This window comes from Microbacterium sp. NPDC089698 (genome assembly GCF_044749045.1).
In the GTDB taxonomy this organism is placed as follows: domain Bacteria; phylum Actinomycetota; class Actinomycetes; order Actinomycetales; family Microbacteriaceae; genus Microbacterium.
On record NZ_JBIVHE010000001.1, the window covers coordinates 1,161,217 to 1,175,235 of the forward strand.

Consider the following 14,019-nt stretch of genomic DNA (forward strand, 5'->3'; position numbering starts at 1 on the left):
CCAGACCTCGGCGCCCGCCCGCCGCCGGTTCAGGATCCGCGGCCGCCGCACCGCTAGCGTTGACGCATGCGCGTGTGCCTCGCCTCGACCTCGCCCGCCCGGCTCGCCCTGCTCCGGCAGAGCGGCATCGAACCGCTGTGCCTGAGCCCCGATGTGGACGAGGACGCGGTCGCCGCGGCCGAGGCGGAGCGCCTCGGCCGACCTCTCGCTCCGGAGGAGGTCGTGCTGCTGCTCGGCCGCGCGAAGGCCGCCGACGTCGCCGCGCGGATGGCCGACACGCATCCGGAGTTCGACGGCATCGTGATCGGCGGCGACTCGATGTTCGAACTCGACGGCGAGGTGCACGGCAAGCCGCACACGCCGGAGCGCGCGCTCGCACGCTGGCATGCGATGCGCGGCCGCACCGGCGTGCTGCACTCCGGGCACAGCGTCATCCTGGTGCGCCCCGGCGCACCCGCCGAAGAGGCGCACGCGGTCGCCGAGGCCGCGGTGACGTTCGCCGCCGACATCGACGACGCCGAGCTCGAGCGCTACGTCGCCACCGGCGAACCGCTGCTCGTCGCGGGAGCCTTCACCGTGGACAGCCTGGGCGGCGCCTTCATCGAGCGCGTCGACGGCGATCCCTCCACGGTCGTCGGCATGTCGCTGTCCACCCTCCGGCACCTCGCCGGACGGCTGGGGATCCGCTGGACCGACCTGTGGAACGCGGTGCCGCACTCGTCCTGAGTCGACTCCCGAGGGACCGCTTCGTAGGATCCGGGACGTGATCCGCGCCGATTCTTGTGGAGAGTCGTCAAAAATATCGGCGGCGCTGTCGATAGGCTGACATTCATGCCTGACATCGCCAAGGTGCTCGTCGCCAACCGCGGCGAGATCGCCGTCCGCATCATCCGCGCCGCGCGCGACTCCGGTCTCTCCTCCGTCGCCGTCTACGCGGACCAGGACCGTGACGCCATGCACACGCGCCTGGCCGACGAGGCCTACGCCCTCGACGGATCCACGAGCGCCGACACCTACCTGCAGATCGACAAGATCCTGTCGGTGGCCCGCCGCGCCGGAGCCGACGCCGTGCACCCCGGCTACGGCTTCCTCGCCGAGAACGCCGCCTTCGCCCGTGCCGTGATCGGCGCCGGCATGGTCTGGATCGGCCCCTCCCCCGAGGCGATCGAGGCGCTGGGCGACAAGGTCACTGCGCGCCACGTGGCCGAGAAGGTGGGCGCGCCGCTCGCCCCCGGCACCCCCGGCCCGGTCGAGTCGGCCGCCGAGGTGGTCGCCTTCGCCGAGAAGGTCGGCCTGCCCATCGCGATCAAGGCCGCCTACGGCGGCGGCGGGCGCGGCCTCAAGGTCGCGCGCGAACTCGACGAGGTCGCCGAGCTGTTCGAGTCCGCGACCCGCGAGGCCGTCGCCGCCTTCGGCCGCGGCGAGTGCTTCGTGGAGAAGTACCTCGACAAGCCGCGCCACGTCGAGACCCAGTGCCTCGCGGACGCCGAGGGCAACGTCGTCGTCATCTCGACGCGCGACTGCTCGCTGCAGCGCCGCCACCAGAAGCTCGTCGAGGAGGCGCCTGCGCCGTTCCTCACGGATGAGCAGAACGCGCTGCTGTACTCGGCGTCCAAGGCCATCCTCAAGGAGGTCGGCTACGTCGGAGCCGGAACCTGCGAGTTCCTCATCGGCGCCGACGGCACGGTCTCCTTCCTCGAGGTGAACACCCGTCTCCAGGTCGAGCACCCGGTCTCCGAAGAGGTCACCGGGATCGACCTCGTCCGCGAGCAGTTCCGCATCGCGGCCGGCGGCACCATCGACTACGACGACCCCGCGCCGCAGGGCCACTCGATCGAGTTCCGCATCAACGGCGAGGACCCGGGCCGTGGCTTCCTGCCGCAGCCGGGCCCGATCCACGTCTTCAAGACCTTCGGCGGTCCCGGCCTGCGCCTGGACTCCGGCGTGACCGCCGGTGATGTCGTCTCCGGCGCCTTCGACTCCCTTCTCGCGAAGATCATCGTGACCGGCAAGGACCGTGCAGAGGCCCTGGAGCGCTCGCGTCGCGCCCTCGACGAGTTCGAGGTCTCCGGCCTGCCGACCGTGCTGCCGTTCCACCGCAAGGTCGTGAACGACCCCGCCTTCACCGCCGAGGACGGCCGTTTCGGCGTCTACACGCGCTGGATCGAGACCGAGTTCGTCAACGACATCCCCGCCTGGGACGGCGAGCTCGAGGCCGCGGCCGAGCCCAAGGGCCGGCACACGGTCGTCGTCGAGGTCGCCGGCAAGCGCCTCGAGGTCAGCCTGCCCGACCGCGTGGCCGCCTCCGTCGTCGGGACCGGCGGGCGTCCCGCCGCGGTGCCGCCGTCCCGGCGCAGCCACGCCAAGACCGTGAACGCGGGCGCGTCCGGCGATGCGGTGAAGTCGCCGATGCAGGCCACGGTGGTCAAGGTCGCCGTCGAGGAGGGCCAGCAGGTCGTCAAGGGCGATCTCGTGGTCGTCCTCGAGGCGATGAAGATGGAGCAGCCGCTGCAGGCGCACAAGGACGGCGTGATCGGCAACATCAACGCCGACGCCGGTGCGACCGTGTCGGCCGGCCACCAGCTCCTCACGATCAGCTGAACGGACCAGGAGGCCTCGCAGGCCGCTGGACCGCGATACGAAGAAGCGGCGCTCCCCGGAAGGGGGCGCCGCTTCTTCGCATCCGCGTCAGTTCGCGATGTAGACCTGGTGCATCGCCCGCGTGGCGTCGGTGATGCTGCTCGTGATCGACGGGTACGCGGCGAACACGCGCGACACCTGGTCGACGTTGAGGCGGCGCTCCACGGCGATCGCGAGCGGGTAGATCAGCTCCGACGCGCGCGGGGCGACGATCACGGCGCCGATCACCGTTCCGGATCCCTTGCGGGCGATGATCTTGACGAAGCCGTCGCGGATCCCCTGCATCTTGGCGCGCGGGTTCGCGGCGAGCGGCAGCTTGTAGGCGATGCCGTCGGCCACGCCGTCCTCGATGTCCTTCTCGGAGAAGCCGATCGTCGCGATCTCCGGGGCGGTGAAGATGTTGGCGGTGATCTTGAGCTTCTCCAGCGGGATCACGATGTCGCCGAGGGCGTGGAACACGGCGGTGCGGCCCTGCATCGAGGCCACCGAGGCCAGCGGGAAGAAGTTGGTGCAGTCGCCGACCGCGTAGATGTTGGAGACCGAGGTGCGCGCGACCCTGTTGACGCGGACGTGGCCCGACGCGGTCAGCTCGACGCCGACGTCCTCGAGGCCGATCCCGGCCGTGTTCGGGATGGATCCGACCGCCATCAGACAGTGGCTGCCCTCGACCGTGCGGCCGTCCGAGAGCGTCACGGTGACGCCGTCGGCCGTGCGCTCGACCTTGTCGGCCCGGGACTTGGACAGCACCTGCATGCCGCCGCGCTTGAAGACCTTCTCGAGCACGTGCGCGGCGTCCTGGTCCTCGCCGGGGAGCACCTGGTCGCGGCTGGAGATCAGGGTGACCTTCGCACCGAGGTTCATGTACGCCGAGGCGAATTCGGCACCGGTGACCCCGGATCCGACCACGATGAGGTGCTCGGGCAGCGTCTTCATGTCGTACAGCTGCGTCCAGGTGAGGATCCGCTCGCCGTCGGGCTTGGCGGAGTCCAGCTCGCGCGGGGAGGCGCCCACGGCGACGATGAGGGTGTCGGCCTCGACGCGGTCGAACTCGGTGCCGTCCACGGAGGTGGCGACGACGATCGCGTTCGGGCCGTCCAGGCGGCCGTGGCCGGAGAGGATCGTCACGCCCGCGTCGAGCAGCGTCGTCCGCATGTCCTCGGACTGCTGGCCCGCGAGCGCCATCAGGCGCTTGTTCACGGCGGCGAGGTTGATCGCGACCTGCGGCTTGAGCGGCTTGCCCTCGGCGCCCTTCGCGTAGAACTGCACGCCGAGGTCGCTGGCCTCGCTGATCGCGACCGCCGCGTCGGCCGTGGCGATCAGGCTCTTGGAGGGCACCACGTCGGTCAGCACCGCGGATCCGCCCACGCCGACCCTTTCGACGAGCGTCACCTCCGCCCCGAGCTGGGCTGCGGCGAGCGCCGCCTCGTAACCGCCGGGACCGCCACCGAGCACGGCGACACGCTGAGAGCGCTCGAACATCAAGGTCATGGGATCCATTCTTCCGTATCCGCCGCGCGGCCGGGATCAGCCGGCCCGCGGGCGGGAAAGCGTTCCCTCCCCGTTCGCCGCGCGTTCCGTCCCCACGGCACCATCGTGAGCGCGGGCGGATGCGCGTCCCGCTCTTCCGCGCCCTCCTCGCCCGCTCAGGGCGCGGGGCCGTATCCTCGATCTCATGGCTGACTGGAACCACCCCCTCGACGACCCGAGTGCCGACCCCTTCGCGATCGCCGCTGAGGCCGCCTCCGACATCCACCGGCTCACCGGTGTCGAGCGTCACGACATCGCCGTCACCCTCGGCTCCGGCTGGGGCAAGGCCGCGGAGCTCATCGGCGAGACCGTCGCGACCATCCCCGCCACCGAGGTGACCGGCTTCTCCAAGCCCGCGCTGGAGGGCCACGTCGGCACGCTCCGCAGCATCGTCACCCCCGGCGGGAAGAACGTGCTCGTGATCGGCGCGCGCACCCACTACTACGAGGGCCACGGCGTCCGCCGCGTCGTGCACAGCGTGCGCACCGCCGCTGCCACCGGAGCCAAGACCATGGTGCTCACCAACGGCGCCGGCGGGATCCGCGAGACCTGGAAGCCCGGGCAGCCGGTGCTGATCAGCGACCACCTCAACCTCACCGCGGACTCGCCGCTCGAGGGCGCGACCTTCATCGACCTCACCGACCTGTACAGCGCGCGCCTGCGCGACCTCGCCCGCACGATCGACCCGAGCCTCGACGAGGGCGTCTACACGCAGTTCCGCGGCCCGCACTACGAGACCCCGGCCGAGGTGCAGATGGCGAAGGCCATCGGCGGCCACATCGTCGGCATGTCGACCGCGCTCGAGGCGATCGCCGCCCGGCAGGCCGGCATGGAGATCCTCGGCTTCTCGCTCATCACGAACCTCGCCGCGGGGATCCAGAAGACCCCGCTCAGCCACGCCGAGGTGATCGAGGCGGGACGAGAGGCGGAGCCCGTCATCTCGGACCTGCTGGCCCGCGTGATCGGGGCGCTGTGAGCGCGCAGGAGGCGACGCTGCTCACGCAGGCGCGCGCCTGGCTGCGTCAGGATCCCGACCCCGAGACCCGCGACGAGCTCGCCGGTCTCATCACGAGCGCCGGATCCGGTGACGAGGCGGCCCTCGCCGACCTCGCCGACCGCTTCTCCACGCGTCTCGCCTTCGGCACCGCAGGCCTTCGCGGCGAGCTCGCCGCCGGGTCGAATCGGATGAACCGGGTGCTGGTGGCGCAGGCCGCCGCCGGCTTCGCCGCATACCTGTCGGAGAAGGCGCCGGAGGGCACGGCGCCGACCGTCGTCATCGGCTATGACGGTCGCAAGAACTCCCGCGTGTTCGCGAAGGACTCCGCCGAGATCTTCGCCGGTGCAGGGCTGCGGGCGATCCTGCTGCCTCGGCTGCTGCCGACCCCGGTGCTCGCGTTCGCCGTGCGCCACCTCGGCGCGGACGCCGGCGTGATGGTCACCGCGAGCCACAACCCGCCGAACGACAACGGCTACAAGGTCTATCTCGGCGGTGCGGATCAGGGCTCCCAGATCGTCTCGCCCGCCGACGCCGAGATCGCGGCGCACATCCAGCAGGTGGCCGACCGCGGCGACGCGCTGGGCATCCCGCGCTCCGAGGCCTACGAGACCGCCGGCGAGGACATCGTCGAGGCGTACGTCGCCGCGACCGCCGCCGTGGCACCGGCCCCGGTCGGCACCGCGGGGCTCCGCTGGGTCTACACCGCCATGCACGGGGTGGGCTGGGAGACCTTCTCCCGCATCATCGGCGAGGCGGGGTACCCGGCGCCGTGGACCGTGAGCGAGCAGCGCGACCCCGATCCCGCTTTCCGCACCGTCTCCTTCCCCAACCCCGAGGAGCCCGGCGCGATGGACCTCGCGTTCGCGAAGGCGCGCACGCTGGGCGCGGAGCTCGTGATCGCGAACGACCCCGACGCGGACCGGCTCGCCGTCGGCATCCCCGACGAGAGCGCCGAGGGCGGCTGGCGCCGGCTCACCGGCAACGAGGTGGGCCTGCTGCTCGGCTGGCGCGCCGCGCGTGCGGTGACCGCGGACGGCCCCGCAGCTCCCGGGACCTCCCTCGCGTGCTCTCTCGTGTCCTCCCCCGCGCTCGGCGCGGTCGCCGCGCGCTACGGGCTGGACTTCCACGAGACGCTCACCGGCTTCAAGTGGATCTCCCGTGCTCCGGGCATCGCGTTCGGCTTCGAGGAGGCCCTGGGCTACCTGGTGAACCCGGAGACGGTGCGCGACAAGGACGGCATCTCGGCCGCGGTCGCCCTGCTCGGCCTCGCCGCGGAGGCACGCGGTCGTGACGCGACGCTCGCCGACCTGCTCGACGAGGTCGCCGCCGAAGTGGGCCACTTCGCGAGCGGTCAGGTGTCGATCCGCGTCGATGACGTCGCCGTGATCGGCCGGATCATGGCCGCGCTGCGGCAGGATCCCCCCGCCGCCTTCGGCGAGACCGCGATCGCGTCGGTCGAGGATCTCCTCACGGCCGCCGAGGGAGCTCCCGCCGGCGACGTGCTGCGCTATCGTCTCGCCGACGGCTCCCGGGTGATCGTGCGCCCGAGCGGCACCGAGCCCAAGCTCAAGGTGTACCTCGACGCACGCGCCGACTCCGGCGAGGCGGCCCGCGCCGCCGTCGCCGCGCTCGACTCCTCGATCCGCGAACTGCTGGCCCGCCTCGGCTGACCCGGGTCCGCGGTTTCCCCCGGGCCCTGGGCTCTGGGCCCTGGTTTGGGGCGCGCTTCGACGTTTTGGGGCGCGTCCCACCGGGATCTCCGGTCAAGACGCGCCCCAAAACGGGTGATCGCGCCCCGAATCGGGCGATCACGTCCCCCGAAACCGGCCGACCGCGCCCCGGATCGGGCCGGCCACGTCCCCCGGATCAGGCCGGCCGGATGCCGAACGCGGCGAGACGCCGCCCGAGAAGGGGCGCCGTCTCGATGTGGCCCCAGCCCCACCGTGCGAAGCGGCGCTGCGTGGCGCCTCGGATCCAGTCCTCGCGTTGCTTCTCCTCGTCGAACACCTCTGCGCTGCTCCGGCCGGCGAGCATGTCCGCATCGGCATACTTGACCGCGCCGTCGAACTCGCCGAAGGCCATGACCGCGGGATCGTCGAGCGCGAAGTCCACGAAGTACGACCCGTGGGGCCCTGGTACTTCCGCCTGAAGCCGGATGCTCCGGAAGCCGAGCTCGACGAGCCGGATCCGGCTGATGCTCTCGCCCGGAAGCTGAGCGCGGCCATCGGCGAACGCCAGAACCCGGTCCGCACGCCGTCGCCCATGCGCGAAGCGCTGCGCGATACCGTGAGCGGCGTCTCGGACGCCCGCCGCCGCATCCTCGTCGTAGGTCGCCGGTCCCGCGACGCAGCGTGCCCGCAGCGCCGAGTCCGCCACCACCACGGCGCTCTCGAAGCCCGCCGTGCGCGCGACGTCCGCGACGGTGCGCTCGAGCGTCGTGCAACGCAGTCCGCGGATCTCGACGATCTCCTCCTCCGGCACGGATCCGCGATGCCGGATCGTCCCGACCGCGGATCCGGGACGCGCGTGCGACACGGTGAGATGCACGCGCGTCCGATCGGGGCGGAACAGCGGGAGCCCGTGCAGCGCGGCGGCGGTCTCGTGCGAGAACACGGCGTCATCCGAGATCAGCCCGAGCGCGTGCGCCCGGGCGATCACCCGTCCCTCGGGCGTCGCGGCGGCCCAGTCCTGCCGATGCGCGTAGACGCCGGGCCGGATCCGTTCGAGGTCCCGGCCGTCGTCCGCCACCCGGATGCCCGTCGCCGTGCGGCGTATGCGGCCGAGCTCTGCGGCGTGATGCACCGCGGGGATGAGGAGCGCCATCGCCCCATCCTGAGCCGCCGGTCCATCCCGCAGGCCATCGTGCCCGGAATACGTGGCGAACTCGTCGACGATGCGGCCTGTGGAGGGCGGCATTCGGGGCGTGCATCCCCCGTTTCGGGGCGCGTTCTCACGTTGTGGGGCGTGTCCCGCACGGAATTCGTGGCGTGGGACGCCCCAAAACGGCAAAGCCCGCCACCCAAAACCCGCCCCGTGCGGGAGGGGCACCGCGGCCCCGATACGCTCGGTGCATGGACTTCGCGGCACCCGTCACCCTCGAGAACGACTTCGTGCGGCTGGAGCCGCTGAGCCCCGATCACGCCGAAGACCTCGCCCTCGCCACGGCCGGGCTCGAGGACCGCTGGTACACCTCGGTGCCGTCGGCCGAGGGCGTCGCCGCAGAGATCGCGCGGCGCCGTGCGCTGCACGCCGAGGGCGCCATGAACCCGTTCGCGATCGTCGACCTCGCCACGGGGCGCGCGGTCGGGATGACGACGTTCTGCGACATCGCGCAGGCCTATCGCACGGTCGAGATCGGCTACACCTGGCTCTCGCCCGAGGTGCACGGCACGGCCGTGAACCCGTCGGCCAAGCGCCTGCTGCTGGGCCACGCCTTCGAGCAGTGCGATGCGATCAGGGTGCAGTTCTGCACCCACTTCCACAACCGGCAGTCGCGCGCCGCGATCGAGCGGCTCGGAGCGAAGCTGGACGGGATCCTGCGCAACCACCGCATCGGCGCCGACGGCGCCTTCCGCGACACCGTGGTGTACTCGATCCTCCCCCACGAGTGGCCCGCCGTCCGCAACGGCCTCGACGCGCGACTCGACAGGCGCCGCTGAGCCCCGCTCGCCCCGCTGAACCCGGCCTCGCCCCGGAAGCCGGCCTCGCCCCGGAAGCCGCTCCGCTCCGCCCCGGACCACGACGCCGAAACCGCACTCGCCTGCGCTCTCAGCGGAAGGATAGGATCGGGGCACTGCGCGCGGAGACCCCGAGCCGCGCACGGATGAGGAGAGCATGACGACGAAGTCATATGCCGTGATCGGCGCCGGCCCCTCCGGACTCGCGGTCATGCGCGCACTGCAGAAGGCGGGGATCGACGCCACCGGCTACGAGGCCTCGCACGACGTCGGCGGACTGTGGGACATCACCAACCCGCGCAGCACGATGTACTCCTCCGCGCACCTGATCTCCTCGCGCACGACGACCGAGTTCACCGAGTTCCCGATGGACAGCGACGTCGACTATCCGGGGCACCGCGTGCTCAAGCGCTACTTCGACGACTACGCGGACGAGTTCGGGCTGCGCGACCGCTTCCGCTTCGGCACGCGGGTGGATCGCCTGGAGCGGGACAACGGCGACGGCACCGGCACCGGCACCGGCACCGGCACCGGCACCGGCACCGGGTGGATCCTGCATGCCAGGGTCCAGGACGAGGACGGCGCGCACACAGCCCTCGTCGAACGCTACGACGGCGTGATCCTGGCCAACGGCACGCTCGCCGAACCGAACGTCCCGGCCTTCCCCGGAGAGTTCGCGGGCGAGATCATGCACACGAGCGCCTACAAGGATCCCGCACAGCTCGCGGGCCGTCGCGTGCTCATCATCGGCGCGGGCAACTCCGGCTGCGACATCGCGGTGGACGCCGTGCACCATGCCGAGAGCGTGGACCTGAGCGTGCGCCGCGGCTACTACTTCGTGCCGCGCTACCTGTTCGGCCGCCCGAGCGACACCCTCAACCAGGGCAGGCCGCTGCCCGCGCGGATCAAGCAGGCGATCGACTCCCGGGTGCTGCGCGCCTTCACCGGCGACCCGGTGCGCTTCGGCTTCCCCCGCCCCGACTACCGCATCTACGAGTCGCACCCGATCGTGAACACCCTCGTGCTGAATCACCTCGGCCAGGGCGATCTGCGGATCCGCGCCGACGTCGAGCGCTTCGACCACGACACGGTGCACTTCCGCGACGGCACGGCCGGCGACTACGACCTCGTCCTGCTCGCGACCGGCTACGCCCTGGACTACCCCTTCGTCGACCGCGAGCATCTGAACTGGACGGGCGCCTCGCCGCGGCTGTTCCTGAACGTGTTCCCGCCGTCGTTCAACGGCCTCTACATGATGGGCATGATCGAGGCCAGCGGGATCGGCTGGCAGGGCCGCTACGAGCAGGCCGAGCTGATCGCCGCCTACCTCGCCGCCGAGGACGCGGATCCGGCCCGTGCCGCGCGCTTCCGCGACAGGGTGACGACGCAGTCGTGGCCCGACCTCACCGGCGGGTACCGCTACCTCGGCCTCGCGCGCATGTCGTACTACGTCAACAAGGACGCCTACCGGCGCGCGGTGCGCACGGAGAAGGCGGCCCTGGCCGAGACCACGACTCCGGCCGGCTCGGGGCGACGGGGCGCATGAACGTCGACGACGTCGTGGTGCAGTTCGCACCGGGCACGCTGACGATCCTCAACGTCGTCCTCGGACTCATCATGCTCGGGATCGCGCTGGACACCGCGCCCAAGGACTTCCGGGTCGTGCTCACGCACCCCAAGCCCTTCGTCGTGGCGATCCTCGCGCAGCTGCTGGTGCTTCCGGCCGTCACCTTCGGCCTCACCATGATCCTGCCGGTGACGCCCTCGATGGCCCTCGGCATGATCCTCGTCGCGTGCTGCCCGCCCGGCAACATCTCCCAGGTGCTCACGCATCGCTCGGGCGGCAACACCGCCCTGTCCGTCTCCATGACGGCGGTCGGCAACCTCCTCTACATCGTCGCGATGCCGCTGAGCATCGCGTTCTGGGGATCCCTGCACCCCACCGCCCGGCATCTGCTGCACCGGGTCGCGGTGAACCCGTGGCAGATGCTGCTGGAGATCCTGCTGATCATCGGCGTGCCGTTCGCGCTCGGCCTGCTGCTGCGCGCCCGTCTGCCGCGCCTCGCGTCGCGCGTGCAGCCGTTCGTGCGGTGGTTCGGCCTGCTGGCCCTGGTCGGCTTCATCGTCGGAGCGCTCGCGGGCAACGGGGCGGTCTTCCTCGGCGTGATCGGATCCGTGCTGCTCGTGGTCGCGATCCACGATGCGGTCTCGCTCGCGATCGGCTACGGCACCGCCGTCCTGGGCGGGCTCGGCACCCGGGAGCGCAAGGCGATGACGTTCGAGGTCGGCATCCGCAACGCCGGCCTCGGCCTCGGCCTGGTGTTCACGTTCTTCGGCGGGCTCGGCGGCATGGCCGTCGTCGCCGGCTGGTGGGGCGTGTGGGACATCATCGCGGGGCTGTGTGTCGCTACGCTCTGGGGCATGCACACCACGCGCCGCACCGGTTCGCGCACCGGCGATGCCTCCCGCCGAGCCGTCAGGGCAGGAGATCGATGAGACGCGTCCTGGTCACCGGCGGCGCCGGCTTCCTCGGCAGCAGGGTCACCGGGCTGCTGTCCGATCATCCGGGCGTCGACGTCGTCCTCTCCGGCGATCTCCGCGAGTCCGAGGTGCCGGGGGTCGTCTCGGTGGAGGTGGACGTCACGGATCCGCGCGGACTGCCCGAGCTGCTGCGCCGGCATCGCGTCGACACGGTGGTGCATCTGGCCGCGATCGTGAATCCGGGCCGCGACGTGCAGGGCGAGTTCCGCGTCGACGTGCAGGGCTCGTCCAACGTGCTGGCGGCCTGCGTGGAAGCCGGCGTGCGCCGTCTCGTGGTCTCCAGCTCCGGCGCCGCCTACGGCTATCACGCCGACAATCCGGACTGGATCGACGAGACGGATCCGCTGCGCGGCAACGACGAGTTCCCGTACTCCCGGCACAAGCGCATGGTCGAGGAGATGCTCGCCGCCGCGCGCACCACGCATCCGGCGCTGGAGCAGGTGGTCTTCCGGATCGGCACGATCCTCGGTCCCACCGTGCGCAATCAGATCACGGCGCTGTGGGATGCGAAGCGGATCCTGCACATCGCCGGCTCCGACTCCCCCTTCGTGTTCGTGTGGGTGGACGACGTCGCCGCGGCGATGGTGCGCGCCGCGCTCGGCGAGGGCCCCGCAGGAATCTACAACGTGGCGGGCGACGGGGCGCTGACCGTGCCGCAGATCGCACGGCGGCTGCGCAAGCCGCTGCGGACGATCCCCGCGCCGCTGCTCGCGATCGCCCTCGCGATCGGCAGCGCGCTGCGCCTGTCCGAGCACGGCCCCGAGAAGATCCGCTTCCTGCGCTACCGGCCGGTCCTGCGCAACGACCGACTGAAGGAGGAGTTCGGCTATACGCCGCGGCTCACCTCCGCGGAGGCTTTCGAGGAGTACCTGCGCACGCACCCGGACGTCGCGGCGGCCGGCTGACCGTCACGACGCCGGGCACCCCTCAGCCGGTCTTCGTGAACACCCCGAGACCCGACGGCTGCGGAACCTGCGCGAACTTGTCGAAATACGCCAGCGTCACGCCGCGCACGGCGCCGCCCGCGCGATCGAAGGCGGCCGAGGAAAGGGACCCCGGAGGCGCCCCCTCCCCTGTCGGCGCGAACGACAGCGTGTCTCCGTCCCACGGATCGACCTCGAACGTGTAGGCGCCCGCGGGACCCATCGCCCCGTGCAGTTTGCCGCCGGAGGACGTGATCGTGAGAGTGCCGAGGTACGGGCTCGTGTAGGTGCCGACGTAGTCCGCGTCCGGCCCCTGGGGCTTGGCACCGGCCGGCGGCTTCTCGCCGGCCAGGTCGCCGACAGGAGCGTTGTAGTGCGCGAAGACGCCGCCGTAGGCCTTCACCCAGTCGCGGGTCTGCGCGCCGTAGAGCACATCGTCGAGGAACTCCTGGTTCACTGCCTCCGGCACGCCGATGGGCGCCCCGTTCGTGAGCACGACGATGCCCAGGTCGAGGTCCGGGACCATCGCCTCTGCCGTGGCCGTGCCGAGCTCGAACCCGCCGGAGTGGCTCAACACCACGCGTCCCCCGGCGCCCGATCCGACGTTGCTGCCGAAGCCGTAGTGCCCGGGCCGCTGGTCGAGCGCGCTGTTGCGGGAGCTCACGACCTGCGCGGAGAACGCCTGGGTGAGCGGCGCAGGGTCGATGAAGTCCTTGCCGGCGAGCTTGCCGTCGGCGAGCACCACCGCCATCCACTTGGCCACGTCCCCGGCCGTCGACGCCACGCCGCCGGCCGGCGCCTCCGCATCGGGGTCGCGATCGAACAGCGGCTGGAAGTCGTCCGCCCCGATCCGCGTGTGCTGCACCGCCCGGTCGCGCGTGGCGAGGAACTCGGCATGGGACGACGTGGTGGAGGTCATCCCGAGCGGGTCGAACAGCAGCTCCTTCGCCGTCTGCTCCCAGGTCTCGTGCCGCGAGGCGGCGACGGCCACGGCGCCGGTGGTGAGCCCGAAGTTCGAGTACTGGTACGTCGTGCGGAAGGGCGCAAGCGGGATCTGGTTCAGGTGCGCCAGGATGTAGTCGCGGTCGAAGCCGAGATCCTCGAGCTCGTCGCCGCCGCCGGTCGGGATGCCGGTGCGGTGCGCGAAGGCGTCGCCGATCGTCGCATTCGCCGTGACGTACGGATCGTTGAACGTCATCGACGGCATCAGGTCCTTGATCGGGGTGTCCCAGGTGATGCTCGGATCCTCGGTCATCGCCCGCGCGACGATCGTGGCCGAGATCGGCTTCGACATCGACGCGATCATGAACAGGGTGTTGACGTCGACCGGGGCTCCGGTGCGCTTGTCGCGCACCCCGAACGCCCCCTCGTACACGGTCTTCCCCTTCGAGACCACGGCGACCGTGGCACCGGGGACGCCGGTGCGCTTGAGCGCATCGGCGACGTGCGCCGGGAGCTTCTTCAGCGCGGCGGCGACGGCGGTCTCGCGATCGGTGTACAGCGGCATCACGTCCTGGCTCGGCGCCGCCCCGGACTGCACGTGCACCGGCTGTCCGCCCTGCGTCGGCGCCGAGCATCCGGCCACGGCGCCGACCATCAGCAGCGTCACCGAGGCGGCGATCAGCGGCGACCCCCGGCGCGCCCCACCGCCCCTCTTCCTTGCGGATCCCATCTCGCCCCTCTTCTCGCGGCTCCCCTCGGTGAGGCTAGCGAG

At 71.5% G+C, this 14,019-nt stretch carries 11 protein-coding genes; 8 read left to right on the top strand and 3 right to left on the bottom strand.

Features of this window, described 5'->3' with window-relative positions; all coding sequences use genetic code 11:
- The first annotated feature begins 66 nt into the window (after window positions 1-66).
- A complete protein-coding gene (locus tag ACIPY5_RS05450) occupies window positions 67-726 on the top strand; it encodes a Maf family protein (protein ID WP_400967590.1) in 660 nt (219 codons plus the stop codon).
- Window positions 727-831: 105 nt separating this feature from the next.
- On the top strand, window positions 832-2,601 hold the full coding sequence (locus ACIPY5_RS05455; protein ID WP_309338669.1) for a biotin carboxylase N-terminal domain-containing protein: 1,770 nt from the start codon (window positions 832-834) through the stop codon (window positions 2,599-2,601).
- Between the two features lie 87 nt (window positions 2,602-2,688).
- On the opposite strand, the gene ACIPY5_RS05460 is transcribed toward ACIPY5_RS05455, so the two are convergent.
- The gene (locus ACIPY5_RS05460) at window positions 2,689-4,137 is read right to left on the bottom strand and encodes an NAD(P)H-quinone dehydrogenase (protein ID WP_309338672.1); all 1,449 of its coding nucleotides are present in this window, start codon (window positions 4,135-4,137) and stop codon (window positions 2,689-2,691) included.
- Between the two features lie 175 nt (window positions 4,138-4,312).
- Between ACIPY5_RS05460 and ACIPY5_RS05465 the strand changes: the two genes are divergently transcribed.
- Window positions 4,313-5,143, top strand: a complete 831-nt coding sequence (locus tag ACIPY5_RS05465; protein ID WP_309338675.1) for a purine-nucleoside phosphorylase — start codon at window positions 4,313-4,315, stop codon at window positions 5,141-5,143.
- The gene (locus ACIPY5_RS05470; protein ID WP_400967595.1) at window positions 5,140-6,834 is read left to right on the top strand and encodes a phospho-sugar mutase; all 1,695 of its coding nucleotides are present in this window, start codon (window positions 5,140-5,142) and stop codon (window positions 6,832-6,834) included. The genes ACIPY5_RS05465 and ACIPY5_RS05470 overlap by 4 nt, the downstream gene beginning before the upstream one ends.
- A gap of 196 nt (window positions 6,835-7,030) precedes the next feature.
- Here the strand turns inward: ACIPY5_RS05470 and ACIPY5_RS05475 are convergent, their stop codons facing one another.
- Window positions 7,031-7,987: a hypothetical protein gene (locus ACIPY5_RS05475; protein WP_400967598.1), complete on the bottom strand. Its 957-nt coding sequence runs from the start codon at window positions 7,985-7,987 to the stop codon at window positions 7,031-7,033.
- 248 nt (window positions 7,988-8,235) lie between these two features.
- Here ACIPY5_RS05475 and ACIPY5_RS05480 point away from each other — a divergent pair, with 248 nt between their 5' ends.
- From ACIPY5_RS05480 to ACIPY5_RS05495, 4 genes are all read left to right on the top strand, one after another.
- Window positions 8,236-8,823: a GNAT family N-acetyltransferase gene (locus tag ACIPY5_RS05480; protein ID WP_400967601.1), complete on the top strand. Its 588-nt coding sequence runs from the start codon at window positions 8,236-8,238 to the stop codon at window positions 8,821-8,823.
- A 175-nt stretch (window positions 8,824-8,998) separates the two neighbouring features.
- Window positions 8,999-10,387 carry a flavin-containing monooxygenase gene (locus ACIPY5_RS05485; protein ID WP_400967604.1) on the top strand — a complete coding sequence of 463 codons (1,389 nt, stop codon included), beginning with the start codon at window positions 8,999-9,001 and terminating at the stop codon, window positions 10,385-10,387.
- The gene (locus tag ACIPY5_RS05490) at window positions 10,384-11,337 is read left to right on the top strand and encodes a bile acid:sodium symporter family protein (protein WP_400967608.1); all 954 of its coding nucleotides are present in this window, start codon (window positions 10,384-10,386) and stop codon (window positions 11,335-11,337) included. Before ACIPY5_RS05485 ends, ACIPY5_RS05490 begins: the two co-directional genes overlap by 4 nt.
- On the top strand, window positions 11,334-12,287 hold the full coding sequence (locus ACIPY5_RS05495; protein WP_400967611.1) for an SDR family oxidoreductase: 954 nt from the start codon (window positions 11,334-11,336) through the stop codon (window positions 12,285-12,287). The genes ACIPY5_RS05490 and ACIPY5_RS05495 overlap by 4 nt, the downstream gene beginning before the upstream one ends.
- Before the next feature lie 22 nt (window positions 12,288-12,309).
- Here ACIPY5_RS05495 and ACIPY5_RS05500 read toward each other — a convergent pair whose 3' ends face one another.
- The gene (locus tag ACIPY5_RS05500; RefSeq protein ID WP_400967614.1) at window positions 12,310-13,977 is read right to left on the bottom strand and encodes a serine hydrolase; all 1,668 of its coding nucleotides are present in this window, start codon (window positions 13,975-13,977) and stop codon (window positions 12,310-12,312) included.
- Window positions 13,978-14,019 lie beyond the last annotated feature (42 nt).